At 66.5% G+C, this 26,784-nt stretch carries 23 protein-coding genes; 12 read left to right on the top strand and 11 right to left on the bottom strand.

Features of this window, described 5'->3' with window-relative positions:
- Window positions 1-82 precede the first annotated feature (82 nt).
- Both AC3WJE_RS08425 and AC3WJE_RS08420 read right to left on the bottom strand, forming a co-directional pair.
- A complete protein-coding gene (locus AC3WJE_RS08425) occupies window positions 83-307 on the bottom strand; it encodes a YbdD/YjiX family protein (protein WP_493730331.1) in 225 nt (74 codons plus the stop codon).
- The gene (locus AC3WJE_RS08420) at window positions 307-2,379 is read right to left on the bottom strand and encodes a carbon starvation CstA family protein (protein WP_493730330.1); all 2,073 of its coding nucleotides are present in this window, start codon (window positions 2,377-2,379) and stop codon (window positions 307-309) included. Before AC3WJE_RS08420 ends, AC3WJE_RS08425 begins: the two co-directional genes overlap by 1 nt.
- A 215-nt stretch (window positions 2,380-2,594) precedes the next feature.
- Here AC3WJE_RS08420 and AC3WJE_RS08415 point away from each other — a divergent pair, with 215 nt between their 5' ends.
- Together AC3WJE_RS08415 and AC3WJE_RS08410 are read left to right on the top strand one after the other, a co-directional pair.
- Window positions 2,595-3,455 (top strand): pirin family protein, encoded by an 861-nt coding sequence (locus AC3WJE_RS08415; RefSeq protein WP_493730329.1) that lies wholly within the window; start codon window positions 2,595-2,597, stop codon window positions 3,453-3,455.
- A gap of 44 nt (window positions 3,456-3,499) precedes the next feature.
- Window positions 3,500-3,901, top strand: coding sequence for an OsmC family protein (locus AC3WJE_RS08410; RefSeq protein ID WP_493730328.1), 402 nt, complete (start codon window positions 3,500-3,502; stop codon window positions 3,899-3,901).
- On the opposite strand, the gene AC3WJE_RS08405 is transcribed toward AC3WJE_RS08410, so the two are convergent.
- From AC3WJE_RS08405 to nfi, 5 genes are all read right to left on the bottom strand, one after another.
- Window positions 3,882-4,457 (bottom strand): P-loop NTPase family protein, encoded by a 576-nt coding sequence (locus AC3WJE_RS08405; protein WP_493730327.1) that lies wholly within the window; start codon window positions 4,455-4,457, stop codon window positions 3,882-3,884. The genes AC3WJE_RS08410 and AC3WJE_RS08405 overlap by 20 nt on opposite strands.
- A gap of 76 nt (window positions 4,458-4,533) precedes the next feature.
- Complete coding sequence (gene aqpZ / locus AC3WJE_RS08400) at window positions 4,534-5,250, bottom strand: aquaporin Z (protein WP_493730326.1); 717 nt, start codon at window positions 5,248-5,250, stop codon at window positions 4,534-4,536.
- Between the two features lie 83 nt (window positions 5,251-5,333).
- Window positions 5,334-5,795, bottom strand: a complete 462-nt coding sequence (locus tag AC3WJE_RS08395) for a hypothetical protein (RefSeq protein WP_493730325.1) — start codon at window positions 5,793-5,795, stop codon at window positions 5,334-5,336.
- A gap of 200 nt (window positions 5,796-5,995) precedes the next feature.
- Window positions 5,996-6,889 carry a pirin family protein gene (locus tag AC3WJE_RS08390; protein WP_493730324.1) on the bottom strand — a complete coding sequence of 298 codons (894 nt, stop codon included), beginning with the start codon at window positions 6,887-6,889 and terminating at the stop codon, window positions 5,996-5,998.
- Window positions 6,890-6,946: 57 nt separating this feature from the next.
- The gene (gene nfi, locus AC3WJE_RS08385) at window positions 6,947-7,660 is read right to left on the bottom strand and encodes a deoxyribonuclease V (protein ID WP_493730323.1); all 714 of its coding nucleotides are present in this window, start codon (window positions 7,658-7,660) and stop codon (window positions 6,947-6,949) included.
- 99 nt (window positions 7,661-7,759) lie between these two features.
- Here nfi and gpmA point away from each other — a divergent pair, with 99 nt between their 5' ends.
- Both gpmA and AC3WJE_RS08375 read left to right on the top strand, forming a co-directional pair.
- On the top strand, window positions 7,760-8,509 hold the full coding sequence (gpmA, locus tag AC3WJE_RS08380; protein WP_493730322.1) for a 2,3-diphosphoglycerate-dependent phosphoglycerate mutase: 750 nt from the start codon (window positions 7,760-7,762) through the stop codon (window positions 8,507-8,509).
- Window positions 8,510-8,790: 281 nt separating this feature from the next.
- Window positions 8,791-10,290 carry a sensor domain-containing diguanylate cyclase gene (locus AC3WJE_RS08375; RefSeq protein WP_493730413.1) on the top strand — a complete coding sequence of 500 codons (1,500 nt, stop codon included), beginning with the start codon at window positions 8,791-8,793 and terminating at the stop codon, window positions 10,288-10,290.
- Window positions 10,291-10,323: 33 nt separating this feature from the next.
- Here AC3WJE_RS08375 and mfd read toward each other — a convergent pair whose 3' ends face one another.
- Both mfd and AC3WJE_RS08365 read right to left on the bottom strand, forming a co-directional pair.
- Window positions 10,324-13,917 (bottom strand): transcription-repair coupling factor, encoded by a 3,594-nt coding sequence (mfd, locus tag AC3WJE_RS08370; protein ID WP_493730321.1) that lies wholly within the window; start codon window positions 13,915-13,917, stop codon window positions 10,324-10,326.
- Window positions 13,918-14,044: 127 nt separating this feature from the next.
- Window positions 14,045-14,668, bottom strand: coding sequence for a TetR/AcrR family transcriptional regulator (locus AC3WJE_RS08365; protein ID WP_493730320.1), 624 nt, complete (start codon window positions 14,666-14,668; stop codon window positions 14,045-14,047).
- Between the two features lie 121 nt (window positions 14,669-14,789).
- Here AC3WJE_RS08365 and AC3WJE_RS08360 point away from each other — a divergent pair, with 121 nt between their 5' ends.
- Genes AC3WJE_RS08360 through AC3WJE_RS08350 form a run of 3 tightly spaced genes read left to right on the top strand, consistent with a single transcriptional unit; the run spans window position 14,790 to window position 20,580 of the window.
- A complete protein-coding gene (locus AC3WJE_RS08360; RefSeq protein WP_493730319.1) occupies window positions 14,790-15,935 on the top strand; it encodes an efflux RND transporter periplasmic adaptor subunit in 1,146 nt (381 codons plus the stop codon).
- Window positions 15,932-19,102 carry an efflux RND transporter permease subunit gene (locus AC3WJE_RS08355; RefSeq protein WP_493730318.1) on the top strand — a complete coding sequence of 1,057 codons (3,171 nt, stop codon included), beginning with the start codon at window positions 15,932-15,934 and terminating at the stop codon, window positions 19,100-19,102. Before AC3WJE_RS08360 ends, AC3WJE_RS08355 begins: the two co-directional genes overlap by 4 nt.
- Window positions 19,099-20,580, top strand: coding sequence for an efflux transporter outer membrane subunit (locus tag AC3WJE_RS08350; protein ID WP_493730317.1), 1,482 nt, complete (start codon window positions 19,099-19,101; stop codon window positions 20,578-20,580). Before AC3WJE_RS08355 ends, AC3WJE_RS08350 begins: the two co-directional genes overlap by 4 nt.
- A gap of 103 nt (window positions 20,581-20,683) precedes the next feature.
- Here AC3WJE_RS08350 and AC3WJE_RS08345 read toward each other — a convergent pair whose 3' ends face one another.
- Both AC3WJE_RS08345 and AC3WJE_RS08340 read right to left on the bottom strand, forming a co-directional pair.
- Complete coding sequence (locus AC3WJE_RS08345) at window positions 20,684-21,226, bottom strand: GNAT family N-acetyltransferase (RefSeq protein ID WP_493730316.1); 543 nt, start codon at window positions 21,224-21,226, stop codon at window positions 20,684-20,686.
- 151 nt (window positions 21,227-21,377) lie between these two features.
- Window positions 21,378-22,235 carry a 23S rRNA (adenine(2030)-N(6))-methyltransferase RlmJ gene (locus tag AC3WJE_RS08340; protein ID WP_493730315.1) on the bottom strand — a complete coding sequence of 286 codons (858 nt, stop codon included), beginning with the start codon at window positions 22,233-22,235 and terminating at the stop codon, window positions 21,378-21,380.
- Window positions 22,236-22,328: 93 nt separating this feature from the next.
- Here AC3WJE_RS08340 and creB point away from each other — a divergent pair, with 93 nt between their 5' ends.
- The 5 genes from creB to AC3WJE_RS08315 all read left to right on the top strand — a co-directional run bounded on the left by creB (window position 22,329) and on the right by AC3WJE_RS08315 (window position 26,743).
- Window positions 22,329-23,018: a two-component system response regulator CreB gene (gene creB, locus AC3WJE_RS08335; protein WP_493730314.1), complete on the top strand. Its 690-nt coding sequence runs from the start codon at window positions 22,329-22,331 to the stop codon at window positions 23,016-23,018.
- Window position 23,019: 1 nt separating this feature from the next.
- Entirely contained in the window at window positions 23,020-24,474 is a 1,455-nt protein-coding gene (gene creC, locus AC3WJE_RS08330) for a two-component system sensor histidine kinase CreC (RefSeq protein WP_493730313.1), read from the top strand.
- A 219-nt stretch (window positions 24,475-24,693) separates the two neighbouring features.
- Complete coding sequence (gene creD / locus AC3WJE_RS08325) at window positions 24,694-26,010, top strand: cell envelope integrity protein CreD (RefSeq protein ID WP_493730312.1); 1,317 nt, start codon at window positions 24,694-24,696, stop codon at window positions 26,008-26,010.
- Entirely contained in the window at window positions 26,007-26,411 is a 405-nt protein-coding gene (locus AC3WJE_RS08320) for a hypothetical protein (protein ID WP_493730311.1), read from the top strand. Before creD ends, AC3WJE_RS08320 begins: the two co-directional genes overlap by 4 nt.
- Window positions 26,411-26,743: a hypothetical protein gene (locus AC3WJE_RS08315; RefSeq protein WP_493730310.1), complete on the top strand. Its 333-nt coding sequence runs from the start codon at window positions 26,411-26,413 to the stop codon at window positions 26,741-26,743. The genes AC3WJE_RS08320 and AC3WJE_RS08315 overlap by 1 nt, the downstream gene beginning before the upstream one ends.
- Window positions 26,744-26,784 lie beyond the last annotated feature (41 nt).

The following is a 26,784-nucleotide window of genomic DNA, read 5'->3' as shown; positions in this document are numbered from 1 at the left end:
ACCCCCCCCCCCCCCCCCCCCCCCCCCCCCCCCCCCCCCCCCCCCCCCCCCCCCCCCCCCCCCCGCTCCTACGAATCCCCAATCAACAGCAGCGAAATCCGCTCTTGCCGCCGTAACGCGCCTCCTGACGCTCGCGGAAGAACGTCTTGTAATCCATCGGCTGCTTGTCCGGGTGCTTCTCCAGCACGTGGCGGACGTAGTTGTCGTAGTCGGGGATGCCGCAGCACAGCCGTGCGGTCTGCACCAGGCGCCGCCATAAGCGGCGGTGCGCCTGGTACTGGCCGATCGGGACCAGATCGGTGCTCATCACAGGTCCGCCATCTGGGCCGGGGTGAGCGCGACGTATGGCGTCTCCTTGTCGGTGCGCTTGGGTGTACGGCGTGCCACGGCGATCGTCTTGATCGCGTAGGTCAGCGTCGAGAGCACCACGAACAGGAACAGCACGGTCAGCCCGGTGTTGACGTAGGCATTGGTGACGATCTGCTGCATCTGGCCGACGCTCTTGGCCGGTGCGGTGATCGTGCCGCTGGCGATGGCAGCCTGGAACTTCTGCGCCTGCGCCAGGAAGCCCTGCGCCGGGTTGCTGTCGAAGATCTTGATCAGGCCGGCGTAGCTGGTGCAGATCAGCAGCCACACCGCCGGCACCGCGGTGACCCAGGCGTAGCGGTCACGCTTCATCTTGAACAGCACCACGGTGCCCAGCATCAGCGCGATGCCGGCCAGCATCTGGTTGGAGATGCCGAACAGCGGCCACAGCGTCTGGATGCCGCCGAACGGATCGACCACGCCGGTGTAGAGCAGGTAGCCCCACAACGCGACACAGCCGGCGGTGGCAATGATGTTCGCGGTCCACGACTCGGTGCGGCGCATCGCCGGGATGAAGTTGCCGAGCAGGTCCTGCAGCATGAAGCGGCCGGCGCGGGTGCCTGCATCCACGGCGGTCAGGATGAACAGCGCTTCGAACAGGATCGCGAAGTGGTACCAGAACGCCATCGTGTCCTCGCCCGGCAACACGTGATGCAGGATCTGCGCGATACCCACGGCCAAGGTGGGAGCACCGCCGGCGCGGGCCAGGATGGTGTGCTCGCCGATGTCCTTGGCGGTGGCTTCCAGCATCTCCGGAGTGATGGCGAAGCCCCATTCGGACACCTTGGCCGCGACCGACACCACGTCCGAGCCGACCAGCGAGGCCGGGCTGTTCATGGCGAAGTAGATGCCCGGCTCGATGATCGAGGCCGCCACCAGCGCCATCACCGCGACGAACGACTCCATCAGCATGCCGCCGTAGCCGATGTAGCGCATGTGGCCTTCATTGGCGAGCAGCTTGGGGGTGGTGCCCGAGGCGATCAGCGCGTGGAAGCCCGAGACCGCGCCGCAGGCAATGGTGATGAACAGGAACGGGAAGATGCCGCCCTTCCAGACCGGGCCGTCGCCGCTGGCGGCGAACTGGGTCAGTGCCGGCATTTTCAGGTCGGGCATGACGATCAGGATGCCGATCGCCAGCGCGATGATCGTGCCGATCTTGAGGAAGGTGGACAGGTAGTCGCGCGGTGCCAGCAGCAGCCACACCGGCAGCACCGAGGCGACGAAGCCGTAGCCGATCAGCATCCAGGTGATCTGGATACCGGTGAAGGTGAAGGCCGGACCCCAGGTCGGATCGGCCGCGACCTTGCCGCCGAACCAGATCGCCGCCAGCAGCAGGATCAGCCCGACCACCGAGATCTCGCCGATCTTGCCGGGGCGGATGTAGCGCATGTAGACGCCCATCATGATCGCGATCGGCATCGTCGCGATCACCGTGAACATGCCCCAGGGACTTTCCGCCAGGGCCTTGACCACCACCATCGCCAGCACCGCCAGGATGATGATCATGATCAGGAAGGCGCCGAACAGCGCGATGGTGCCGGGCACCTGGCCCATCTCCTCGCGCACCAGATCGCCGAGCGAGCGGCCGTTGCGACGGCTGGACAGGAACAGCACCACGAAGTCCTGCACCGCGCCGGCGAAGACCACGCCGACCACCAGCCACAGCAGGCCGGGCAGGTAGCCCATCTGCGCGGCCAGCACCGGGCCGACCAACGGGCCGGCGCCTGCGATCGCGGCGAAGTGGTGGCCGAACAGTACGTGCTTGTTGGTGGGGACGTAGTCCAGGCCGTCGTTGTTGAGCACGGCGGGCGTGGCGCGGGTCGGATCCAGCTGCATCACCTTGTCGGCGATGAACAGGCTGTAGAAGCGATAGGCGATGAGATAGATCGAGACGGCGGCGACCACGATCCACAGCGCGTTGATATGTTCGCCGCGGCGCAGTGCCACGGTCCCAAGACAGAACGCGCCCACGACCGCGAGCGCGGCCCAGGCGAGCTTCGAGAAACCTTTCATGCAACGTCCCCTCCGGAAAGACTCGTTAAGGTTCACCCCCCGCCGCGACCCGGTCAATGGTGTGAAGGAGGTGGCTGCTAGCACTTTGGTCGTAGGCGGGGGGCGGTTCGTCCACATCGCGCTCCGGCGGTTCTGGAACAATAGGTTGCGCCGGTCGTCATTGGCGCCTGGAGTCCAGGCGCCCATATCCGCGGTTTCCAACAGGAGCGCGATCCATGAGCGACATCTCCCGTACCTCCCCCGTGCGGATCCTGCGCACGCTGCGTGGTCAGCCGACCTCCGATGGCGCTGGCGTCAAGCTGACGCGGGTCATCGGCACCTCCGAACTGCCGGACCTGGACCCGTTCCTGATGCTGGACGAGTTCGGCACCGATCAGCCGCAGGACTACCTCGCCGGTTTCCCGAGCCATCCGCATCGCGGCTTCGAGACGGTCACCTACATGCTCGACGGGCGCATGCGCCACAAGGACAACCACGGCAACGAGGGCCTGCTGACGCCGGGCAGCGTGCAGTGGATGACCGCCGGGCGCGGCCTGGTGCATTCGGAAATGCCCGAGCAGGAATCCGGGCGCATGCGCGGCTTCCAGCTGTGGGTGAACCTGCCGGCCAAGGACAAGATGACCGCGCCGAAGTACCAGGAGTTCGCGCCGGATCGCATCCCGGTGGCGACGCCGGCTGCGGGCGTGGCGGTCAAGGTGATCGCCGGTCAGGTCGGCGACGTGCTCGGGCCGATCGTGCAGCCGGCGACCGACCCGCTGTACCTGGACATCGAACTGGACGCGGACACGGCGTGGGAGTACCTGCTGCCGCCCGGTCACAACGCCTTCGCCTACGTTTTCGAAGGTGGGGCGACGGTGGGTGAGGGCGAGCAGGCGCGACCGCTGGAAACGCAGCAACTGGCGGTGCTCGGCGGTGGCGAACGGCTGGTGCTGCGCGCCGGTAGCCACGGTGCACGGCTGATCCTGGTCGCCGGCCGTCCGCTGCGCGAGCCGGTGATGCGGCACGGGCCGTTCGTGATGAACACCCGGCAGGAACTGATGCAGGCCTTCGTGGATTTTCAGGAAGGTCGTTTTTGAATCTGCGGCCGGCGAGTGCCGGCCGCTCCACGACGGAGCAGGCAATGAGCGACACCCCTTTCGTTACCGCGCGCAGCGATGCGGCGGCATATCACGTGGTCATCGGCGATGGTCGTCATGAATGGGCGGCCGACACGGTGCCCGATAATGGCGGCGGTGATAGCGGGCCCGATCCGGAATCGCTGGTGCTCGGTGCGCTCGGTGCCTGCACCGCGATCACGTTGCGGATGTTCGCCGCGCGCAAGCAGTGGCCGTTGCAGGGTGTCCAGGTGCAGCTGCATTACAGCAAGCGTGATGGCAGCGGTACCGGGATCGAACGCAGTATCCGTTTGCAGGGCGAACTCGACGACGCGCAGCGCCAGAAGCTGCTTGAGATCGCCGGGAAGTGCCCGATCCACCGGTTGCTGACCGGCGAGGTAAGCATCGCTACCGATCTGGCGGAATAGGTCGGTCCAGGCCCCACTGCCGATATGCGTGTTCGATCGCGCGCTTGGACGGCAACCGCACTTTCGGCAAATCGATTGCGCGGAACATGTCCGCGTAGCGTTGGCGATTCTTGCGGGTGACGATGGTGATGTGGTGAAGCATCTCCCACTTGATGCTGTCGCGGTTGCCTTCCAGTGCACCGGCTCTTGCGTGCTCGAACAGCGTTCGGCGGAAGTAGCGGAACAGGCTGGCGGGCGTGGAGATATCCAGCAGGATCAGGCCGGTCGCGCGCTGGAAGCGTTGCGGCATGTATTTCGAATAATTGCCGTCCATGACCCAGCGCTCGCCCGCGATTGCTGCATCGTGCAGTGCCGCGAATTCGGCGGCCGGACGCACTTCCCAGTCGGTGCCTGGGCGGTGATGCAGGCGATCGAGATGGATGACTTCCAGGCTGCGCTTCCGCGCGATGGCGTTGGCCAGGGTCGATTTGCCGCTGTTCGAAGGCCCCAGGATGCAGATGCGGTCGCCAAGATCAGCGAGCTGCAGGTCGGGTAGGTTCTGGGTGATGTGCTGCATGGAGAGCGCGATGAATGTCGTGAACCGGCTTCCCGGTCACGCCGAATCCGGTTTCGGCGTGACCGGGCGTATTGCATCAGCGCTTGCCCAGCACCTTGTAGATCAAGCCGCCGATCGCGCCGCCGAGCAACGGCGCCAGCCAGAACAGCCACAGCTGGCCGATCGCGCCACTGCCGGCGAACAGTGCTACGCCGGTCGAACGCGCCGGGTTCACCGAGGTGTTGGTCACGGGGATGCTGACCAGATGGATCAGGGTCAGTGCCAGGCCGATCGCGATCGGGGCGAAGCCGACCGGAGCGTTGCCATGGGTCGAGCCCATGATGACCAGCAGGAACACTGCGGTCAGCACTACCTCGCACAGGAACGCCGCCGCCAACGAATAGCCACCGGGCGACAGCGCGCCGTAGCCATTGCTGGCAAATGCACCTGCCTGGCTGCCGTCGATCGCGAAGCCCGGGTTGCCCTGCGCGATCTGCAGCAGGATGAAGCCGGCGAAGATCGCACCGGCGACCTGCACCAGGACATACGGCACCAGATCGGCGAGTGGAAAGCGTCCGCCGACCCATAGACCAAAACTTACCGCCGGGTTGAAGTGCCCACCCGAGATGTGTCCGAACGCGTAAGCGCCGGTCAGCACGCTCAGGCCGAACGCCAGTGCCACACCCACGAACCCGATACCGAGTGGATTGCCATCACCGCCGAACTTCGCGGCGAGTACCGCGCTGCCGCAACCACCCAGAACCAGCCAGAACGTACCCAGGAACTCCGCCGTCAATCGCTTGGCCAATGACATGGTCGAACTCCGACAAACCCGCCCGGGTCGGGCGGGACGCGTCATTCAATACCCGGGCGGGGGCAGGTTCAATGAGCAGCGTGTCAAGGCTGGATCGCCAGGCTGGCCGGCTCCAGATTCAGGCTCTGCACCAGCGACTGGGTCGAGGCCAGCTCGCTGCCGCTGGTGGCGTCGATCCAGATCTGCGCATAGCGGTGTTTGCCGAGCTCGACCACGGTGATGCGGCGCGACTCCATCTCCGGCGGCGTGTTGCCGCCCAGGTCGAGCTTGTACCAGTACATCGACTCAGGGCCGATCACACCCTTCTCGGCGCGGCGGTCGCGCGACAGCGCGATATTGGGATCACGGGTGGTGAACATCAGGCCGATCACCTGCCGTCCGTCGGCGATGGTGTTGGCCTTGCAGACCAGATAGTCGCTACCGGCTTGCTGGGTCCATTGCAGTCCTGCCGTCGGCGGCAGGGCAGGGCAGGTGGGTTGTTGCTGCGCCCACGCGGACGCGGACAGCAGCCAGGACAGGCCGACCAGGCACAAAGCGGATTTCATTCAAGGTTCCCCGGACAATGAGATGCCATCCGGCGATGCACCGTGTTGCGACAAACATTGCTGCGCGGACCCCCATCCCCGATTGCCCGTGCAACGCACCCCTGGCACACCCCCGTACCTGACCGGAGGTCAGGTCAGGCCACCATAACCAAGCGTGTCGGTCTTGACAATTGTGTCCGGGTGTTTGTCGTGCGCAAGCCTCAGGGATAGTTCGGCGGCTTCGGCGCGGGTTGTTCGGGCAGCGGGATGAACTCGTGGTCATCGCCGGGAATGGTGCCGAAGCGGCCGTTGCGCCAGTCGTCCTTGGCCTGCTCGATGCGTTCCTTGGAGCTGGACACGAAGTTCCACCACAGATGCCGGTGTGCATCCAGCGGCTCGCCGCCCATCAGCATCGCCTTCAGTGGGGTCCTGGCGCGCAGGCGTGCGCGACTGCCGGGTTCGGGGATCACCAGATGGCGCGAGGGGATGTCCACGCCATCCAGTTGCGCCTCGCCTTCGAGGATGTAGAGCGAGCGCTCGCGATGGCCGGCGTCGAGGTCGATCTCGGCGTCCGGTTCCAGATCGATGGCGACGTTGAGCGTGTCGGCGAATACCTTCACCGGTGATTCCTCGCCATAGGCTCGGCCGGCGATCACGCGCAGCCAGGCACCGTTGAGGCGTTGTTGCGGCAGCGCGGCAGCGGCGTGGTGGTAGAACGCCGGTTCGACTTCCTCGTAGTCCTTCGGCAGCGCGACCCAGGTCTGCATGCCATGCAGGTGTTGCCCGTTCGAACGCTCGGTTTGTGGCGAGCGTTCGGAATGGGCGATGCCGCGACCGGCAGTCATCCAGTTGACGTCGCCGGGGCGGATCACCTGGTCCGAGCCGAGCGTGTCGCGGTGGTGGATCGCGCCGTCCCAGAGGAACGTCACTGTCGCCAGACCGATGTGAGGGTGCGGACGCACGTCCATGCCACGGCCGGGTTCGAACACTGCCGGCCCGACGTGGTCGACGAACACGAACGGGCCGACGCTGCGCATCTGCAGGGTCGGCACGGCGCGGCGTACCGTGAAGCCGTCGCCCAGGTCGTGGGTGCGGGGATCGATGATCGTGGTCATGCGCGCTCCGGTTCGAGTCGGGGCGGCAGGATGGCATGAGGTCCGCGCGTTGGATGTTTACGGGGCGGGAATGGGGTGTTCCAGCGGTGGCATCTCACCGCGGCGTGAGGCCAGGCGGTCGGCGAGCCGGGTCGGCTCGGGCAGGCGATAGCCGCGCAGGGTGCGTTGGGTCCAGGCCAGCGCCGAATCGAGGCTGACGCCGTGTCCGGGCGAGACGATCAGTGGGTTGCAGCGCGCCTTGCTGCGCAGCGCCCAGCCGACCTGCTCGCCGCGCAACAGGATCGGGGAGTGGTCGCCGGCCGCCGCGCCGGGTGTATCGAAATGGCCGGCCAGCGGTTTCTTGGCCACGCCGAGTGTCGGCAGTCCGGTTGCCACGCCGAAATGCGCGGCGATGCCGAGCCGGCGTGGATGGGCGATGCCCTGTCCATCGACGAACACCAGCTCCGGTTGGCGCGACAACTGCGCCAGTGCCTTCAGCAGTGCGGGCAGTTCGCGGAAGCTGAGCAGGCCCGGCACGTACGGCATCGAGGTCGGTACCCGTGCCACCTGCAGTTCCAGTGGTTGCAGCGTGCGCGCGTCGAGCAGCACCGCGGCCGCGCGCGTGGTCGCGCCTTCGTCCTCGAAACCGACGTCGAAGCCGGCCAGCAGCGTCGGTGTGGCAGGGAAACGGTCCTCCAGCAGCACCTGCGTCGCCAGCTCCTTCTGCAGCGTACGAGCGCGGAGGATGCTGCCGTCCCAGTCCGGGAATGCGGAAGAAGTCTCGGTCGTCATGTGCCCAGCATGCACCCGGCAGGGATGGATGTCGTGCCAGGGGCGGGGGCGCTGCCGCTACAATCAGCGGTCTCACCCCGCGCATTCCGGAGATCCGTAGTGACCCGCAAACTCGTACTGCTGCGCCATGGCCAGAGCCAATGGAACCTGGACAACCGTTTCACCGGCTGGGTGGACGTGGACCTGACCGCGCAGGGCCGCGCCGAAGCCGCCGCCGCCGGCCAGCTGATGAAGGAAGAGGGGCTGCAGTTCGATGTCGCCCACACCTCGGTGCTCAAGCGCGCGATCCACACGCTGCAGGGCGCGCTGGCCGAGCTGGACCAGGACTGGCTGCCGGTGCAGAAGAGCTGGCGTCTCAACGAGCGCCACTACGGCGGCCTGCAGGGCCTGGACAAGGCCGAGACCGCGGCCCTGCATGGCGAGGAGCAGGTCAAGATCTGGCGCCGTTCCTACGACATCCCGCCGCCGCCGATGGCGCTGGAGGATCCGGGTCATCCCTCGCACGATCGCCGCTACGCCGGCCTGGACCGCAATGCGCTGCCGGCTACCGAATCGCTGGCGACCACGCTCGATCGCGTGCTGCCGTACTGGCACGACGCGATCGCGCCGCAACTCAAGGACGGCAAGACGGTGCTGGTGACCGCGCACGGCAATTCGCTGCGCGCGCTGTACAAGTACCTCAACGACGTGAGCAAGGAAGAGATCCTGGAGCTCAACATCCCGACCGGCATCCCGCTGCTGTTCGAGCTGGATGACCAGTTGAACGTGCTGTCCTACCGCTACCTGGGCGATCCGGAAGCGGCCAGACGCGCCGCTGAAGCTGTGGCCAATCAGGGCAAGGCGAAGTGAGGCATCGCTTTCGGCGATGAATCCTGGACACCCGGCTTCGGCCGGGTGTTTTCGTTTGGATGTGACGAGCCCATCCACTGGTCGGCGATGGGCTGACCGCAGGTCAGGGCGTGAATGTTGATGCAGATGTGGCGAGATGGCCTGCGTGCTGGGTAAGGTGGGCGCCAGCACACCCCGGTCGTTCTTCAATGCCAGGCAGCAGGCGCGGTCTTCCGCACATCAATCTTCGTCAGTTGGTCCTGATCCTGTCGGGGATATCGGTCGTTCTGACCTTGGCCAGCGTGCTTTCGGCGAGCTACCGCGTGCAGAAGGAACTGCTGATAGAAAGCACGCTGGAAGCCAACCGGGTCTATGCGCGCAAACTCGCCGACACCACCGACCTCTATCTCACCGGGGCCGAACGCATGGTGCAGGCGCATGCCCGCTCGGTGGCCGAGCAGTGGAACGCGCCTGCTGCCCTGGAACGGGAGCTGATACAGATACGGGACGAGTACCAGGGCTTCAATTCCATCTTGATCGTCGATGCCGACGGCCATGTGGTGACCATGATGCCGAAGGTCCTGGCGCCCGGTACGTTGCTGGACAACCTCGGCTCGCGTCTGGCCAGGAAGCATCACGAGGTGCAGATCAGCCCACCCTACGTGGCCGCGAGCGGGCGCCTGGTGGTGGTCGTGTCCAGCCCGGTATTCGCTGCGGATGGACGCTACCTGGGGTATGTCGCCGGCTCCATCTACCTGCTGGAGGACAACGCCCTGCACAAGCTGCTGGGCGAGCACTACTACAAGGACGGCTCGTACCTGTACGTGGTGGATGCCGAACGCCGCTTGATCTATCACCAGGACACGAGCCGCATCGGCAAGCCGGTCGGGGCCAATCCGATCATCGATCGCGTGCTGGCGGGCGGGGCGGGCAGCATGCGGGCCGCGAACAGCCTGCATGTGGAGGTGCTGGCCGGGTTTTCACCGCTCAAGACGGTCAACTGGGGCGTGGTGGCGCAGCGCCCGCTCGATATCACGCTGGCGGGGCTGGATGCGCTGTCGCGGCGGCTGGTGCTGTATACGCTGCCGATGCTGCTGGTGACGCTGGTGCTGATCTGGTGGCTGTCGCGGCTGATCGCGCTGCCGCTGTGGAAGCTGGCCCGGCGCGCGCAGATCATGGAGGAGCCCGGCGCGGAGCAGTCGATCCAGGGCGTGCGCGCCTGGTACTTCGAGGTTGCCCAGCTCAAGCGCGCGATCCTGGTCGGGTTGGCGGCGATGAGCAACACGATCCGCCGTCTCAATGTGGAATCGCTGACCGATCCGCTGACCGGCCTGCTCAATCGTCGCGGATCGCAGGCGTTCCTGGAGAACTGGCGCCAACTCGATCGCAGCTTCTCGGTGATCCTGCTGGACATCGATCACTTCAAGGTGATCAACGACACATGGGGCCACGACAGCGGTGACCGTGTGCTGGCATCACTGGGGCGGCTGTTGAGCGATGCCCTGCGGCCGGACGATGTGCCCTGCCGCAGCGGCGGCGAGGAGTTCACCATCCTGCTGCCGGACACCTCTCTGGAACTGGCCATGCAGATCGCCGAGCGGCTGCGGCGGCAGGTGGCGGATGCAGCGCTGGGCGTGGAGGCGACGATCACCATCTCGGCCGGCGTGGCGCATTTTCCCGAGACCGCCACCGATATGGAGGTGGTGCTCAAGCATGCCGACCGGGCGCTCTACAGCGCCAAGGAGCAGGGCCGCAACCGTGTGGTCCTGGCCACCCGGGACGAGCACCCGCTTCCGCCGTAGTGGCGACGCCACCCTCGCGGCTTCGAGGGGGCGTCAACCCGGCCGCAACGTCGTCAGCAGTGCCTTGGCGGCATTGAAGCGGTCGGCGGCTTCCGGCAGCGGATGCTTGATGCGCAGCTTGTCCGGCCCGTCCATGGTGTACAGCTTCGGCTGTTTCTGGATCAGCTGGATCACCGTCATCGGATCGATGTTGGGCTTGCTGTCGAACACGATGCGGCCGCCGCTCTCGCCCAGTTCCAGCTTGCGGATGCCGAGCGTGTTGGCCTGCAGCTTGAGTTCGGCGATCGCGAACAGGTGCTTGGTCGGGTCCGGCAGCAGGCCGAAGCGGTCGATCATCTCCACCTGCAACTCGCGCAGCGTGTCGCTGTCGCGCGCGCTGGAGATGCGCTTGTACAGGGTCAGGCGGGTGTGCACGTCGGGCAGGTAGTCATCCGGGATCAGCGCCGGCACGTGCAGCTCGACCTCGGCGCCGCGCGCTTCATCGCTGGTATCCAGGTCCGGCAGCTTGCCTTGCTTGATGCTGCGCACCGCGCGTTCCAGCAACTCGGTGTACAGGCTGAAGCCGACCTCGGCCATCTGTCCGCTCTGATCCTCGCCGAGCAGCTCGCCGGCGCCGCGGATTTCCAGATCGTGGGTGGCCAGGGTGAAGCCGGCGCCCAGTTCGTCCATCGAGGCGATCGCCTCCAGCCGCTTCTCCGCGTCCGAGGTCATCGAGCGTTTGTCGGGCACCACCAGATAGGCGTAGGCGCGGTGATGCGAACGACCGACGCGGCCGCGCAGCTGGTGCAGCTGGGCCAGGCCGAAGCGGTCGGCGCGGTTGATGATGATGGTGTTGGCGTTGGGGATGTCGATGCCCGATTCGATGATCGTGGTCGACAGCAGCACGTTGAAGCGCTGCTTCTGGAAATCCAGCATCACCTGTTCCAGCTCGCGCTCGGGCATCTGCCCATGCGCAATGCCGATGCGCGCCTCCGGTACAAGTTCGGACAGATCGCGTTGCATGCGGCCGATGCTTTCCACATCGTTGTGCAGGAAGTACAGCTGACCGCCGCGCGCCAGTTCGCGCTGGAACGCCTCGCGCAGCAGCGCGTTGTCCCAGCCGGTGATGAAGGTCTTGACCGCCAGCCGGTTCGGCGGCGGCGTGGCGATGATCGACAGGTCGCGCAGCCCGGCCATGGCCATGTTGAGCGTGCGTGGAATCGGCGTGGCGGTCAGCGTCAGCAGGTGCACGTTGGCACGCAGCGCCTTCAGCGCTTCCTTCTGGCGCACGCCGAAGCGCTGTTCCTCGTCGACCACGACCAGGCCGAGGTCCTTGAACTTCACGTCCGGCTGCAGCAGCCGGTGGGTACCGATGATCACGTCGATGGTGCCCTCGGTGACCTTCTCCAGCTCGGCCTTGATCTCCTTGGTGCTCTTGAAGCGCGACAGCACTTCCACGCGCAGCGGCCAGTCGGCGAAGCGGTCGCGGAAGTTGCGGTAGTGCTGCTCGGCCAGCAGGGTGGTCGGCACCAGCACCGCGACCTGCTTGCCACTGCTGGCGGCCGCGAACGCCGCACGCACCGCGACCTCGGTCTTGCCGAAACCGACGTCGCCGCAGACCACGCGATCCATCGGCTGGCTGCTGGCGAGATCGCGCAGCGTGGCCTCGATCGCGGCGAGCTGGTCGGTGGTCTCTTCGAACGGGAAGCCGGCCGCGAACGGCTCGTACATCGCACGATCCACCTGCAGCGCAAGTCCGGCGCGCGCGCGGCGGCGTGCCTGGATTTCCAGCAGCTCGGCGGCGACGTCACGTACCTTCTCGGCGGCACGGCGCTTGGCCTTGCTCCACTGCTCGCCACCGAGCGAATGCAGTGGCGCGGTCTCTGCCGAGGCACCGGAGTAGCGGCTGATCAGGTGCAACTGCGCGACCGGCACGTACAGGCGGTCGCCCTTGGCGTATTCGATTTCGAGGAACTCGCCGGGCATGCCGCCGACGTCCATCGCGATCAGTCCGCGATAGCGGCCGACGCCGTGGTCCTCGTGCACGATCGGCGCGCCTTCGGTCAGCTCGCCGAGATCGCGGATGATCGCTTCCGGCTCGCGACCGGCGCGGCGGCTGCGGCGCGGCTGGCTTGCCCGCTCCGGGAAAAGCTGGCGCTCGGTGAGCACCGCGATATTCGGGTCGTCGAGCGCGAAGCCGTCTTCCAGCGGCGCGACGGCGATGGCGAATCTTGCTTCGTCCCCGTGAAGCCGAGCGCTCGAGGCTTTTTTCTTTCCGGCACCGGTGCCGGAAGTCGCGGGATCCCCGGCTTCGCGGGGACGACGGCCGAGGAAGTCGGAGAAGTCACTCAGCACTGCCGGCCGCAATTCGGCTGCTGCGAGCACCTCCAGCAAGGCCTCGCGACGACCGGGCGAATCGGCGGCGATCAGCACGCGGCCGGGGTAGTGGTCGAGGAACGACTTCAATGCCTGCCCGGCCGGTGCGTCCTTGGCCGCCACCGGCAGCGGCGGCAACGGCTGGTCGCCGAGCGCGCTGGCCTTGTCGATGTTGGCGTGATCGGACGGCCACACTTCGATGCGCGGCAGCTCGTTCAGGCGCTCGCGCAGTGCGTCAGGCGACAGGTAAAGCTCGGTCGGCGGCAGCAGTGGACGCTCGACGTCATGCCGGCGCTGTTCGTAGCGGCCCTGGGTCTGCGCCCAGAACGCGTCGGCAGCGTTGGACATGCCCGGTGCGATCAGCGTCAGCAGGTTCTTGCCGAGGTAGTCGAACAGCGTGGCGGTGTTGGAGCGAGTGTCCTTGGTCGAGCCGCGTGCATCCTTGCCGGCGCTTTCGAAGAACAGCGGCAAGTAGTATTCGATGCCTGAGGGCGCCAACCCGGCCTTCAGATCCTGATACAGCGCGCTGCGGCGGGTATCGACGTCGAAGCGCTCGCGCAGCTTGGACAGCACGCGCTCGACGCTGGCATCGTCCATCGGCACTTCGCGGCCCGGCAGCATCTTCACCGCCTCGACCCGGTCCAGCGAGCGCTGCGATTCGGGGTCGAATTCGCGGATCGAATCGATGTCCTCGTCCAGCAGTTCCACCCGCAGCGGCGCGCTGGCACCCATCGGGAACACGTCGAGCAGGCCACCGCGTACCGCGAAGTCGCCCGGGTCCATCACCTGCGGCACGTTGCGGTAGCCGGCGCTTTCCAGGCGGCGCTTCTCGGTCTCCAGGTCCAGCCGCTGGCCGACCTTGAGGTCGAAGCTGCCGCCGACGATGTAGTTCAGCGGCGCCAACTGCTGCATCAGCGTCTGCACCGGCACGATCACGATGCCGCGCTTGAGCGAGGGCAGCCGGTGCAGCGCGCTCAGACGCTGGCTGATGATGTCCGGGTGCGGACTGAACTGGTCGTAGGGCAGGGTTTCCCAGTCCGGGAACGGCACCACCGGCAGCGCGGCGTCGCCGCCGAGCAGCGTCTGCAGGTCCGATTCGAGCTGGTGCGCGCCCTGGTTGTCGCGCGCGACCACCAGCAAGGGGCCGTCATGTGCTTCGGCGGCACGGGCGACGTACCAGGCGAGCGCACTGAGCGATGCGGGAGCGCGCCACCAGGCGCGGAGCTGCCCGGCACGGGGCAGCGGCGGAGCGGGGAGGGAGGTATGCGACATGAACCGCGATTTTAACGCGCTTGTCCAAGCGGCTGCCTATCCGATGTCTGCATACCGGTTCGGCCGTTCCGCATGCCGCGGCTCGATCGTCAAGAGCGGCGGAGAGGGCGCGCGATCCGTGAGCTAGTTACGGCTCACTTGGCGTACTGAAGAAAATGGCGGCGAATATCGCGGCCAGCATCGCGCGTGCCTGCTTGTCGTCGAACTCTTTTGACATGCATTCGCTGAAGAAGCGTGAGCCGTCGATCAGGGCCATGACGCCGAACGCGAGATCCTCGGCGGGTACCGGCAGCTTGCGGCCGAGCGTCTTGCAGAACTCGGTGATGAAAAAACCGATGGTGTCGCGCTTTTCCAGCAGCAGGGCGTTGAGCTTGGTGCGGAACTTGGGGTCGCGCAGGGCGCATGCGCGGGCCTCCGCCCACAACGCGAAGCTGGTGTCGCCGCAATAGGCCTGCACATAGAACGCCGTAAGCCGGGGCTCCAGGTCTTCGCGCGGCAGGTCCGCGTCATGGATCTGCTGCAGGCCGCCCTGTATGTCGGCGTGATCGCGCTTGAGCAGCTCGATGAACAGGTCGTCCTTGCTGGCGAAGTTGGAGTAGAACGCGCCTCGCGTGTAGCCGGCCTGGATGGCGATGTCTTCCACGCTGCTGCCGGCCAGGCCCTTTTGGGCGATGACGACCGATCCCGCCTCAAGCAGGCGGTCGCGGGTGAGGTCGCGGCTTTCTTCGCGGGTCATTCGCTTGCGTGGCATGGCGGCATGCTAGCACGGGCGGGTTTTCGTGTATTTGGATACAGTATTGTATTTGAATTCAAATATGAATTAGAATTCAGGACCGAATCCAAGGGCGAACCCGCCGTTGCAGGAGTGGCTAGTGAGTGCATCCCTTTTTCCTTCCCTGGTCGGGCCGGTGTGGGCCGGGCCTGCGCGCCGAGCGGCCCTGCCAATGGCGACCTTGCTGGCATCGACGATGCTGCTTTCCGGCTGTGGCCGCGAGGCGCCGCAAGCTGAGCCGGCGCGACCGGTGATCGCGATGCCGGCGCAGGCGGCCGACGGTGGCAACCAACTGCGATTCCCGGGCGAGGTGCAGGCACGCTACGAGATGCCGTTGGCGTTCCGCGTGCAGGGGCAGTTGGTGGCGCGGCTGGCGCATCTGGGCGACGCAGTGAAGAAGGGGCAGGTACTGGCGCGGCTCGATGATGCCGACGCCACCCGCAACGAAGTCTCGGCCCTGGCTGCCCAGCAGGCCGCCGAGCACCGCCTGGCGTTTGCCACCCAGCAGCGCGACCGCGATGAGGCGCAGGCCAAGGCCGACCTGATCAGCCGGCAGCAGCTGGATCAGACCCGTGATGCCTATGCTTCCGCGCTGGCCGGGCGCGACCAGGCACGCCAGCAGTTGGCGCTGGCGCAGAACCAGACCCGCTACACCAATCTCGTCGCCGATCGCGATGGCCATATCACCCGCGAGCAGGCCGAGGTGGGACAGGTACTGGCCGCCGGGCAGGCGGTGTTCGGCTTCGCCTGGTCGGGCGAACGGGATGTCTACATCGACGTACCCGAGCAGCAAGTCGCGCAAGTGAAGCCGGGGCAGACGGCGACGCTGGCCGCGTCAGCGCTGCCGGGTGTGACGCTGGCCGCGAAGGTGCGTGAGGTATCGCCGGCGGCCGATCCGCAGGCGCGCACCTACCGGGTGAAGCTGACGCTCGACGCCGCTGCTCAAGACCTCCCGTTGGGCTTGACCGTCGAAGTGACGTTGTCTACCGGAGCGGCCGTGCAGGGCGTGCGGTTGCCAGCCACGGCGCTGTTTCATCAGGGTGAGAAGCCGGCGGTGTGGGTGATGAAGCGCGACGCCACGCTCGAACTGCGGCCGGTGACGGTACTGCGCTACGGCGAGCGCGATGTGCTGGTCGGTGAAGGGCTTGTCCCCGGCGAACAGGTGGTGATGCAGGGCGTGCATACGGTAAGCGCGGGCGAGAAGGTGGTGGCTATCGCGCCGCCGCACCCGGAGGACGCGCCGTGAGCGATGAGGGCCGCTTCAACCTGTCGGCGTGGACGCTACGGCACCGCTCGCTGGTGATGTTCCTGATGGTGATGGTGACGGTGTTCGGCATGCTCTCCTACAGCCGGCTATCGCAATCGGAGGATCCGCCGTTCACGTTCAAAGTGATGGTGATCCAGACCTATTGGCCGGGGGCGGATGCGAAGCAGGTACAGGAGCAGGTGACCGACCGCATTGCGCGCAAGCTGCAGGAAGTGTCGTCGATCGACTTCCTGCGCAGCTATTCGCGGCCGGGCGAATCGCTGATCTTCTTCAATGTGAAGGATTCGGCGCCCGCTTCGGCGGTTCCGGACACCTGGTACCAGGTGCGCAAAAAGGTGGGCGACATCGCCGCGCAACTGCCGGCAGGTGTGCAGGGGCCGTTCTTCAATGACGAATTCGGCGACGTCTACACCAATATCTATGCGCTGGAGGGCGATGGGTTCTCGCCGGCACAACTGCACGACTACGCCGAACAACTGCGCGTGGAGCTGTTGCGTGTGCCTGGCGTAGGCAAGGTCGACTACTTTGGCGACCAGAAACAGCGCATCTACGTCGAGATACCCAATGCGCGACTGTCCCGGCTCGGGATCAGCCCGCAGCAGATCGCCCAGGCGATCAACCAGCAGAATGCGGTGGCCCAGGCCGGCGTGATCACCACGACGGACGACCGTGTGTTCGTACGCCCGAGCGGGCAGTTCAACGATGCCAATGCGCTGGCCGACACGCTGCTGCGTATCGGCAGCCGCAGTTTCCGGCTGGGCGACATCGCCACCATCAAGCGTGGTTACGACGACCCACAGGTGGAACAGGTGCGCTTCATGGGGCGCCCGGTGCTGGGGATTGGCGTGACCATGCAGCCCGGCGGCGACGTGATCCAGCTCGGCAATGCGCTGGACGAGGCGACCGCGTCGTTGCGCAAGCGCCTGCCGGCGGGGCTCATGCTTAACAACATAACCAGCATGCCCAAGACGGTGTCGCACTCGGTAGACGACTTCCTGGAGTCGGTGGCCGAAGCCGTCGCGATCGTACTGCTGGTGAGCCTGGTCAGCCTCGGCTTCCGCACTGGCATGGTGGTGGTGATTTCGATTCCACTCGTGTTGGCGAGCACCGCCTTGTGCATGAATCTGTTCGGCATAGGCCTGCACAAGGTGTCGCTCGGCACCTTGGTGCTCGCGCTGGGCCTGCTGGTGGATGACGCGATCATCGCGGTGGAAATGATGTCGGTGAAACTGGAGCAGGGCTGGAGCCGGGTGCGTGCGGCTGCGTTCGCCTACACCAGCACCGCGTTTCCGATGCTCACCGGTACGTTGGTGACGGTATCCGGCTTCCTGCCGATCGCGCTGGCCAAGTCGGGTACGGGTGAATACACCCGCTCGATCTTCGAGGTATCGGCGATCGCCCTGCTGTTGTCGTGGCTGGCCGCGGTGATCGTGATTCCGCTGCTGGGTTATCAGATGCTGCCGGAACATCACGCACGTGCCCGGCCCGGCGAGGAATGGTGGGCGCGCCTCATGCCGCAAGGCTGGAACGCACGTCGCCGCACGCGTGCCGCTGCCATCGTGCACCGCGAAGGCGACATCGAGATCTATGACACCGCGTTCTACCGCCGTTTCCGAGGCTGGCTGGATGTCTGTCTGCGGCATCGTTCTGTGGTGCTGGGCGCGACCGGGGTGTTGTTCGTGGTGGCACTGGCTGGTTTCGGGCTGGTGCCGAAACAGTTCTTTCCCAGCTCCGATCGACCGGAACTGATGGTGGACCTGCGCCTGCCGGAAGGTGCCTCGTTCGATGCCACGCTGACTCAGGTGAAGCGCCTGGAGGCGGCGATCAAGGACCGGCCGGAGATCGACAATTACGTCAGCTTCGTTGGCGCCGGCGCACCGCGCTTCTACCTGCCGTTGGACCAGAAACTGGCACAGCCGAACTTCGCCCAATTCGTGATCACCGCCAAGAGCGTGGAGGCACGCGAGAAGCTGGCGCATGATCTGGACAGCGTGCTGGAGCACGACTTCACCGCCGTGCGCACGCGCATCAGCCGGCTGGAAAATGGGCCGCCGGTGGGCTTTCCTGTGCAGTTCCGCATCACCGGCAACGATATCCGCACGGTGCGTGGCATCGCCGACAAGCTCGCCGAGATCGTCCGCGCAGATTCGCAGACCCGTAACGTGCAATTCGATTGGGACGAGCCGGGCGCACGCTCGGTGCGTTTCGAGATCGATCAGGCGCGGGCGCGCCAGCTCGGCATCACTTCGCAGGATGTGGCCGACTTCCTGGCGATGTCGCTGTCCGGAACCACGGTTACCCAGTACCGCGAGCGCGACAAGCTGATCGCGGTGGACCTGCGCGCGCCGAAGAACGAACGCGTGCATCCGGACCGGATCGCCGAGCTGGCGATCCCCACGCCCGGCGGCGCCCCGATTCCGTTGGCGCAGTTGGGCACACTGCACTATGGGCTGGAATACGGCGTGATCTGGGAGCGCAATCGGCAGCCGTCGATCACCGTGCAGGCTGATGTGCGCGGCGGAGCCCAGGGGCTGGACGTGACCCACACCATCGATGCCAGGCTTGCAGATCTGCGTAGCCAGCTGCCGGTGGGCTATCGCATCGAGGTGGGCGGTTCGGTGGAGGAGAACCAGAAGGCGCAGGGTTCGATCAACGCGCAGATGCCGTTGATGGCCATCGCCGTGCTGACCTTGCTGATGATCCAGCTGCAGAGCTTCAGTCGCACGCTGATGGTGGTGTTGACCGCGCCGTTGGGGCTGATCGGCGTGATCGGATCGCTGCTGCTGTTCGGGCAACCATTCGGCTTCGTGGCGATGCTGGGCACGATCGCGATGTTTGGCATCATCATGCGCAACTCGGTGATCCTGGTGGACCAGATCGAGCAGGATATTGCGGCGGGTCATCCACGTTGGGAGGCGATCATCGGCGCCACGGTGCGGCGTTTCCGTCCGATCACGCTCACCGCGGCGGCGGCCGTGCTGGCGCTGATTCCGCTATTGCGCAGCAACTTCTTCGGGCCGATGGCGACCGCGCTGATGGGTGGTATCACCGTCGCTACCGTGTTGACCCTGTTCTACCTGCCGGTGCTGTACGCCGTCTGGTTCCGTGTGCGTGCGGACGAGCCCGCACGGGAGGTTGCGCCATGAGCGTCATCGTCAAACATCGTCTGCGGCAGGGTGTATGGGTCAGTGCGATTCTGCTCTCCGGTTGCGCGTTCGCACCGCCGTCGCGGCCAGCGGCGCCGCCTCAACCCGAGCGTTACACCGCCGATGCTGTCGCCAACTCCGAGGCCAGCTCCACGATCGCCGCCGACGGCGAGCAGGGTTTCGAACGCAATGCGCCGGTGGTGGTGGAGTGGTGGCATGTGTTCGGCTCGGCGACACTCGACGGCTGGGTCGAGGAGGGGTTGCGCAACAGTCCTTCGCTGGATGCGGCACGCCACACGCTGGAGGCGGTGCGTCAGCAGTACCGTGCCCAGGTAGGTAGCACGTTGCTGCCTACCGTGGACGCGCAGGCGCAGACCAGCCGGCAGCGCGCGCTGGGCCTTCCCAACATCAATCCGCCGACCAGCCTGTACAACGTCTATGCCGGCGAACTCGATCTCAGCTATGACTTCGATCTGTTCGGTGCCTCGCGTTACGGGGTGAAGCAGGCAGCGGCACAAGTGGATGCGCAGGCCTATCAGCTCGCCGGCGCTCGTCGGGCATTGGCGGCGAACATCGTGATCACGGCGATTCAGGCGTCGGCCGCAGCAGAGCAGGTCGACGCGACCAGCCGCGCGGTGACGTTGGCGAGCACCCAGGCGGAACTGGTGTCGAAGGCCTATGCGCTCGGTGCGTCCTCGCATGACGACGTGCTGGCGGCGCGGCAGAATGCAGCCGCCTTGGCCGCTACGTTGCCGCCATTGCGTGCACAGGCGATCCAGGCGCGGCATGCGTTGGCGGTCTACCTGGGACGGACACCGGACCAGGCGCCCGAGGTACTGCCGCTGGCCGATTTCAAGCTGCCGGCGACGGTGCCGGTCAGCGTGCCCTCGGAGCTGTTGCGGCAACGCCCGGACGTGTTGGCGGCCGAAGCCGACTTGCGTGCAGCCTCGGCACAGGTCGGCGTCGCCACCGCCAATCTGTTTCCGCGTCTCTCGTTGTCGGCCTCGCTGGGCTCGGCTGCCTTCAAGGATTCCGTGCTGTTTGCCAGTGGCTCGAAGATCTGGAGCGCCGGGCTGGGGCTGACCCAGCCAATCTTCCATGGCGGTGCGTTGCGCGCCGAGCGCAAGGCGGCGATCGCCCAATACGAGGCGAGTGCGGCGCAGTATCGGCAGACGGTGCTCAATGCGTTCCGCAATGTGGCCGATACGCTGGTGGCGCTGGAGCAGGATGCCGGCGCGCTACAGGCCGCGAACGCGGCGGCCGAGGCCTCGCGACAGTCGTTCGACGAAACCCAGGCGCGCCACCGAATGGGCTCGGCGTCGTATCCCGCGACGATCGCGAGTGAGCAACGCTGGCAACAAGCGCGGCAGTCGGAAATCCAGGCTCGGGCCACGCGACTGGTGGATACGGCGGCGTTGTTCCAGGCGATGGGCGAGCCGCCCGCCGAGATTGCAAACAGCGAGACAACCGCTCGATAGAGGTTGTGCGGACGCGTTCGGCTATCTGCTGCTGAGCTTGAGCAATTGCCTGCGGAGTGCTGGCTGCGGGGCGGGGGATGGTCAAGTCGCCATGGCGACTTGGCTAGCTCTCCAGTTCAAGCACCATCCGCACCAGCTCCGGCGAATCCGGATGCGGATGCGGCTTGAAACCGAGCGATTCGGCCAGTTGCAGCATCGGCAGGTTGCTGCGCAGCGCGTCGCCCCAGATCTGGTCCAGGTACTTGCGGCGCGCCCACTTCACCAGCTTGCGCATCAACTGACGGCCCAGGCCCTGGCCGGCGACGAAGCGGCTGACCAGGATCGTGTACTCGGCCTGGCGCGAGCCGGGCAGCACGGTGGCGCGCGCGACTGCGACGATCACCGCCTCGCCCGGCGGCAGCGTCTCGGCCGCCACCAGCACGATCTCGGTCTTCGGGTTGGGGTGGGTCAGCTTCTGCAACTGGTCGTGGGTGAGCTCGCCGCCCGGCCGTGCCAGCCGGTCGCGAATCTCGCTCGGTTCGAGCAGGCTGAACGCGCCTTGCAGCGGCGGCCCGTCTTCCGGGCGGATCGGACGGAGCAGGAGGGTATGGCCATTGGGCAGGGTGAAGTTTTCATGCCAGGGGGGCATGCGATTGCGGATGGCCATGACCGTTGTTCCTCAGGGACGGGGAGATTCTGGCATTACCCACGACGGCAAAATGAACGCTTCCGATGCGCGGCACCCACCACCTGAACAGGGGCCGCGGCGCGACTGTACCCACCTCGGGCGTGATCCGTTCGTGAATCGAGCGTGAAACTCAGCCTTCCTGCTTGAGCCACTCCAGCCGGGTCGATGCGCCGGCCTCGCCCAGATGGGTTTTCAGCACCGGCAGCGCCGTCGCGAGCACCTGATCGAAATGCCAGGGCGGGTTGACCAGCAGCATGCCGCTGCCGTTCAAGCGCAGCGGGGAGTCGTCCGGGCGCACCTGCAGCTCGGCCAGCAGCACCGACTTCACCGGCAGCGCGGCGGCCTTGCGGAAGAACGGCTGCAGGCTGCGACGCTGCTTGATCGGATACCACACCGCGCAACTGGCCTGCGGCCAGCGCGCAAAGGTTTCGCGCAGGGTTTCGATGATGCGCGGGTACTCGGCGTCCTGCGCCTCGTAGGGCGGGTCGATCAGTACCAGGCCACGGCCGATCTTGCTCGCGCCGGCCTTGGGCGGCAGGAATGCGCGGATCGCCGCGTAGCCATCGCCGGCATGCACGCGCACGCGCGCGTCGTGGGCGAACAGGGTCTTGAGCGCGGCGGCTTCCTCGGGCTGCAGCTCGCAGAACGCCAGCCGGTCCTGTTCGCGCGTGGCCTGGGCAGCCAGCAAGGGTGAGCCGGGGTAGGCGATCAGCGAGCCGACCGGGTTGTCGGCCTGGACCGCACGCAGGTAGCGCTCCACCACCTCGGGCAGCTGCGGTTGCGCCATCAGCCGCATCACCCCGTCCTCGGCTTCGGAGGTCTTGCGGCTTTCCTCGCCGGCGAGCAGGTAGCGGCCGCGGCCGGCGTGGGTGTCGAGGATGAAGAACGGGCTGTCCTTGCGCTTGAACGAGTCGATCAAGGCGAGCAGGACGAGGTGCTTGAGCACGTCGGCATGGTTGCCGGCGTGGAAGGCGTGGCGATAGTTCATGCCGCCAGTGTAGAGGCTTGGTGCGATCGGGTCGCTGTGGAGCTGCTTGGCCCGCAGCCGTCGGTACCCCCGAGTGCCGCTATGCTGCGCGCCATGTCCGCTCCCGCCGCCCGTGTCCTCGTGGTCGAGGACGAGCCCGCCATCGCCGATCCCGTGCTGTATGCCTTGCGTAGCGAAGGGTATGCGGTGGAGCACGTGCTGCTCGGCCGGCAGGCGCTGGCGCGGCTGCGCGAGGAGGTGGCGATCGATCTGGTGTTGCTGGACGTCGGCCTGCCGGACATCAGCGGCTTCGACGTGTGCCGGGAGCTGCGCGGTTTCAGTGCGGTGCCGGTGGTGTTCCTGAGCGCCCGCAACGATGAGATCGACCGTGTACTGGGCCTGGAGCTGGGCGCGGACGACTACGTGACCAAGCCGTTCTCGCCGCGCGAGCTGATGGCGCGCGTGCGGGCGCGATTGCGCCGGCACACCTCGTCGACCGAGGCGGCCTGGCAACGGCACGGCGAATTCGCGATCGACCGCGAGGGTTGCCGGATCCACTACCGCGAGCGGCCGTTGCCGCTGACCCGCTACGAATACACCCTGCTGGCCGCGTTGCTGGCACGCCCGGGCGCGATCCTCAGCCGTGCCCAGCTGATGGATCGTGCCTGGGACAGCGATGCCGACAGTGCCGACCGCACCGTCGATACTCACATCAAGACCCTGCGCGCCAAGCTGCGCGCGGCCGGGGCGATGGCGGATCCGATCCGCACGCATCGCGGCCTCGGCTACGCGATCGAGGGCTGACGTGCGCCTGGGCCTGAAGCTGTTCCTGGGTTTCTTCCTGATCGTCGGCGTGGCCGCGTTCTTCGTGATGCGGGTGTTCGTCAACGAGGTCAAGCCGGGCGTGCGCCAGGCGATCGAATCGACGCTGGTGGACTCGGCCAATCTGCTGGCGGAAATCGCCGCGCCGGACCTGGCCGCCGGCCACATCGGCGATGGCGCGTTCGCGCATCAGATCGCCCGTGCGCAGCAGCGCGACCCGCATGCGCTGGTGTGGCGTTTTCCCAAGCGCAGCATCGATTACCAGGTCACCGTGACCGACGCGCATGGCATCGTCGTGTTCGACTCCAGCGGTCGTGATCTTGGGCGCGACAATTCGCGCTGGAACGATGTCTACCGCACCCTGCGCGGCGAGTACGGCGCGCGTTCCAGCCCGGAAGACGTGGGCGCGCCGGACAATGCCAGCGTGATGCACGTCGCCGCGCCGATCTACGATCCTGCCGACGGCAGCCGCATGATCGGCGTGCTGACGGTGGCCCAGCCGAACCGCAGCATCGAGCCGTTCATCGTCGCCAGCCAGCGCAATATCCTGCGACGCGGTGCGTGGCTGGTCGGCATCGCCGCGCTGATCGGGGTGCTGGCGACCTGGTGGTTGTCGCGCGGCATCGGCCGGCTGAACCGTTACGCGCGTGCGGTCAGCGCCGGCGAGCCGGTGCCACCGCCGCCACGCCGGCGCGACGAGATCGGCGATCTCGGCCAGGCGCTGGAGCAGATGCGCCGCAAGCTGGAAGGCAAGGCGTACGTGGAGCAGTACGTGCAATCGCTCACCCACGAGATGAAGAGCCCGCTCGCGGCGATCCGTGGCGCGGCCGAGTTGTTGCAGGAACCGTTGCCGGAGCCGGATCGCCAGCGCTTCGTCGGCAGTATCCAGTCGCAGGAACGGCGCCTTACCGAGACCATCGACAAGCTGCTGGCGCTGGCTGAAGTCGAACAGCATGGCTGGTTGCAGAAGCGCGCGCCGGTGGACGTGGGCGTACTGCTTGAGCAGGCGGTCGAAGCGTGCGCGATGCAGGCAGCAGGCCGCGAGGTGAGGCTGAGGCTGGTTGTCGAGGGTGCCTTGCCGGGCATGGAGGGTGATGTGTTCCTGCTGCGTCAGGCGGTGGGCAATCTGCTCGACAACGCGATCGCGTTCTCGCCGGCCGGCGGCGTGGTCGTACTGACCGCACAGGTGGAAGCCGGCGTGCTGCGTCTGAGCGTCGAGGACGATGGTCCGGGTCTGCCGGATTACGCCGGTGAACGCGTGTTCGAACGGTTCTATTCGCTGCCGCGGCCGGATGGCACGCCGCGCAGCTCCGGGCTGGGCCTGCCGTTCGTGCGTGAGGTGGCGCGCCTGCATGGCGGTGAGGCGCGATTGGACAATCGGGTCGAAGGCGGCGCGCGTGCCGTGCTGTCACTGCCGCTGGCCGGCGCTGTGCGCTAGAGCATTTTTTCAGGTGGTTACCAAACCCCGTTCATCGTAGGAGCGGCTTCAGCCGCGATGAGGCTTTACCCGTAAAGCCCCATCGCGGCTGAAGCCGCTCCTACGGTCCATGACATTGAAGCGTGCTGGATCCAGGCACTTCACACAGACTTCAAATTCGCCACAAACCGCGCTCACCGTGTGGTCGCAAGCTGCAGGCCTCTCCGACGAGGACTGCTGATGAAATCTCCCAAGTTGTTGCTGCGGTTCACCCTGATGGGCGGGCTGATCCTGTTGCTGCTCATACCGCTGCTGGCGATCCGCAGCGTCATCGCCGATCGCGAGCGCTACCGCGAGGAAGCGGTGACCAAGGTGACGCAGAGCAGCGCCGGCGAGCAGCGCTTCATCGCGCCGTTGCGCTACATCCCGTGGACGCGCGAGGTCGAGGTCAAGGTCCGCGACGACGACGGCAATACCACGACGCAGCGGCGGCGCGAGAGTGGTCGCCTGGTGCAGGCGCCCACGCGGTTGCGGATCGATGGCGTGCTGACGCCTTCGCAGCGCCGCGTCGGCCTGTTCAAGGTGCCGGTGTACACCTGGAAGGCGCAGGTACGTGCCGAATTCGCGCCGATGGCTTACGAGGCCACGCCGGGCCGCGTGTATGGCCAGCCTTATCTGGTGATGGGCATCTCCGACGTGCGTGGATTGACCGGCGAGCCGAGCCTGCGCCTGGACGAGCGCAGCGTGAAGCTGGAAAGCGGCGGCAGTGATCTGCCTGCGGTCCTGCAGGGGCTGCGTGCGCGGTTGCCGGACTTGCCCGACACCGTGAGCGGCGCGTTGCCGGCGCTGGCGAACGTCACGCTCGACCTGCAACTGGCCGGTACCCGCGCGCTGTCGGTGGTGCCGGTCGGCGACAGCAACCAGGTGACGTTGCGCTCGTCCTGGCCGCATCCGGGCTTTGGCGGCCAGTTCCTGCCGACGGAGCGGCAGGTCGATCCCGCCGGTTTTCGCGCGCAGTGGTCGCTGTCCTCGCTGGCGACCGGTGCGCAGGCGCAATTGGCGGCCGGCGAGCAGCCCGACGTGCTGCGCGTGGATCTGGTCGACCCGGTCGACGTCTATACCCAGGTCGATCGCGCCAGCAAGTACGGCCTGCTGTTCGTGGTGCTGACCTTCGTCGGCTTCGTGCTGCTGGAATTGATCAAGCAGCTGCGCATCCATCCCGTGCAATACCTGCTGGTCGGGCTGGCGCTGGCGATCTTCTTCCTGTTGCTGCTGAGCCTTTCCGAGCACATCGCGTTCTGGCAGGCCTATCTGATATCGGCCGCGGCCTGTATCGGGTTGCAGTTCTTCTATCTGGTCGGGGTGCTGGGCAACCGGATGCTGGCTGCCGGCTTCGCGCTGTTGCTGACCACGCTGTATGGCCTGCTCTACAGCCTGCTCGGGTCGGAGGACAACGCGTTGCTGATGGGCTCGCTGCTGCTGTTCGGCATCCTGGCGGCGATCATGTGGCTGACCCGCAAGCTGGATTGGTACGAACTGGGCAATCAGCTGCGATGAGCGCGCTATCGGCTCATGTGCGCCTGCTGAGGCGGGCGCAACGCTTGTTGCCGGCGGCCCTGCGCACGGTCGCGGTGCTGGCGCCGCACGATGGCGGATGCTGGGAAAGCTCGCCGCTGTCACGGCTGCCGCTGCGAAGCGGCGGCCGTGGCCTGATCGGCCTGCGGCTGGAGCGCGGTGTCGCGGCAACGATCCGCGCGCAGGGTGTGGCGTGGTTGCAGGCGGCGGTGATGCGATCTGGTGCCAACTTCATCTGTGCCGACTGGCGAAGGCTGCGCGGTTGGGGCCATGACGTGTTCTGGAGCGAGCGCGAGGATGCGCGGTTCGCGCTGCTGCTCGATCCGGCGAGCGAATCGCTGTGGCTGTTCTGGCAGGAAGAAAGCGGAGGTTCGAGATGTTGATGCTGATCCTGATCGCGGCGGCGTTGCTGCTGTGCCTGGCGATGCTCACCTGGGCGGCCACCCGTTCCTGGACGTTGTTCGCATGGCTTACGGTGCTGCCGAACCTGTTGACGCTGCTGACGATTGGCATGTTGTTGAGCATGTCCGACCGTTCCAGTAACCAGGACGTGGCGCTGCAGGGTCTGGAAGTCTTCCTGCTGGGCTATGTTGAAGCGTTGCTGTTCACGCTGTCCGTGGTCGCCGCATTGCTGGGTCTGCTGCTGCGAGGAATGCTGCGGTGGTACGCGCGGCGGCTGGGTCCGTCCATTGTTTCGAACGAGGCGGAGGCTTGACAGCTTCAAGCACTGCGTCGGAACAGGGCTGCCGCTAGAAT

The sequence above is a fragment of the Pseudomonas sp. GW821-FHT07E12 genome, from assembly GCF_058986605.1.
This window is presented reverse-complemented; position numbering and strand designations above follow the sequence as displayed.

Excerpts from the sequence above, each read along its gene's own strand:
- AC3WJE_RS08405 (WP_493730327.1), bottom strand. The coding sequence starts at position 4,457 with ATGCAGCACATCACCCAGAACCTACCCGACCTGCAGCTCGCTGATCTT.
- mfd (WP_493730321.1), bottom strand. The coding sequence starts at position 13,917 with ATGTCGCATACCTCCCTCCCCGCTCCGCCGCTGCCCCGTGCCGGGCAG.
- AC3WJE_RS08425 (WP_493730331.1), bottom strand. The coding sequence starts at position 307 with ATGAGCACCGATCTGGTCCCGATCGGCCAGTACCAGGCGCACCGCCGC.
- creB (WP_493730314.1), top strand. The coding sequence starts at position 22,329 with ATGTCCGCTCCCGCCGCCCGTGTCCTCGTGGTCGAGGACGAGCCCGCC.
- AC3WJE_RS08315 (WP_493730310.1), top strand. The coding sequence starts at position 26,411 with ATGCTGATCCTGATCGCGGCGGCGTTGCTGCTGTGCCTGGCGATGCTC.
- AC3WJE_RS08320 (WP_493730311.1), top strand. The coding sequence starts at position 26,007 with ATGAGCGCGCTATCGGCTCATGTGCGCCTGCTGAGGCGGGCGCAACGC.
- AC3WJE_RS08415 (WP_493730329.1), top strand. The coding sequence starts at position 2,595 with ATGAGCGACATCTCCCGTACCTCCCCCGTGCGGATCCTGCGCACGCTG.
- nfi (WP_493730323.1), bottom strand. The coding sequence starts at position 7,660 with ATGACGACCGAGACTTCTTCCGCATTCCCGGACTGGGACGGCAGCATC.
- AC3WJE_RS08395 (WP_493730325.1), bottom strand. The coding sequence starts at position 5,795 with ATGAAATCCGCTTTGTGCCTGGTCGGCCTGTCCTGGCTGCTGTCCGCG.
- creD (WP_493730312.1), top strand. The coding sequence starts at position 24,694 with ATGAAATCTCCCAAGTTGTTGCTGCGGTTCACCCTGATGGGCGGGCTG.
- AC3WJE_RS08350 (WP_493730317.1), top strand. The coding sequence starts at position 19,099 with ATGAGCGTCATCGTCAAACATCGTCTGCGGCAGGGTGTATGGGTCAGT.
- AC3WJE_RS08410 (WP_493730328.1), top strand. The coding sequence starts at position 3,500 with ATGAGCGACACCCCTTTCGTTACCGCGCGCAGCGATGCGGCGGCATAT.
- AC3WJE_RS08420 (WP_493730330.1), bottom strand. The coding sequence starts at position 2,379 with ATGAAAGGTTTCTCGAAGCTCGCCTGGGCCGCGCTCGCGGTCGTGGGC.
- AC3WJE_RS08345 (WP_493730316.1), bottom strand. The coding sequence starts at position 21,226 with ATGGCCATCCGCAATCGCATGCCCCCCTGGCATGAAAACTTCACCCTG.
- AC3WJE_RS08340 (WP_493730315.1), bottom strand. The coding sequence starts at position 22,235 with ATGAACTATCGCCACGCCTTCCACGCCGGCAACCATGCCGACGTGCTC.
- AC3WJE_RS08365 (WP_493730320.1), bottom strand. The coding sequence starts at position 14,668 with ATGCCACGCAAGCGAATGACCCGCGAAGAAAGCCGCGACCTCACCCGC.
- aqpZ (WP_493730326.1), bottom strand. The coding sequence starts at position 5,250 with ATGTCATTGGCCAAGCGATTGACGGCGGAGTTCCTGGGTACGTTCTGG.
- AC3WJE_RS08390 (WP_493730324.1), bottom strand. The coding sequence starts at position 6,889 with ATGACCACGATCATCGATCCCCGCACCCACGACCTGGGCGACGGCTTC.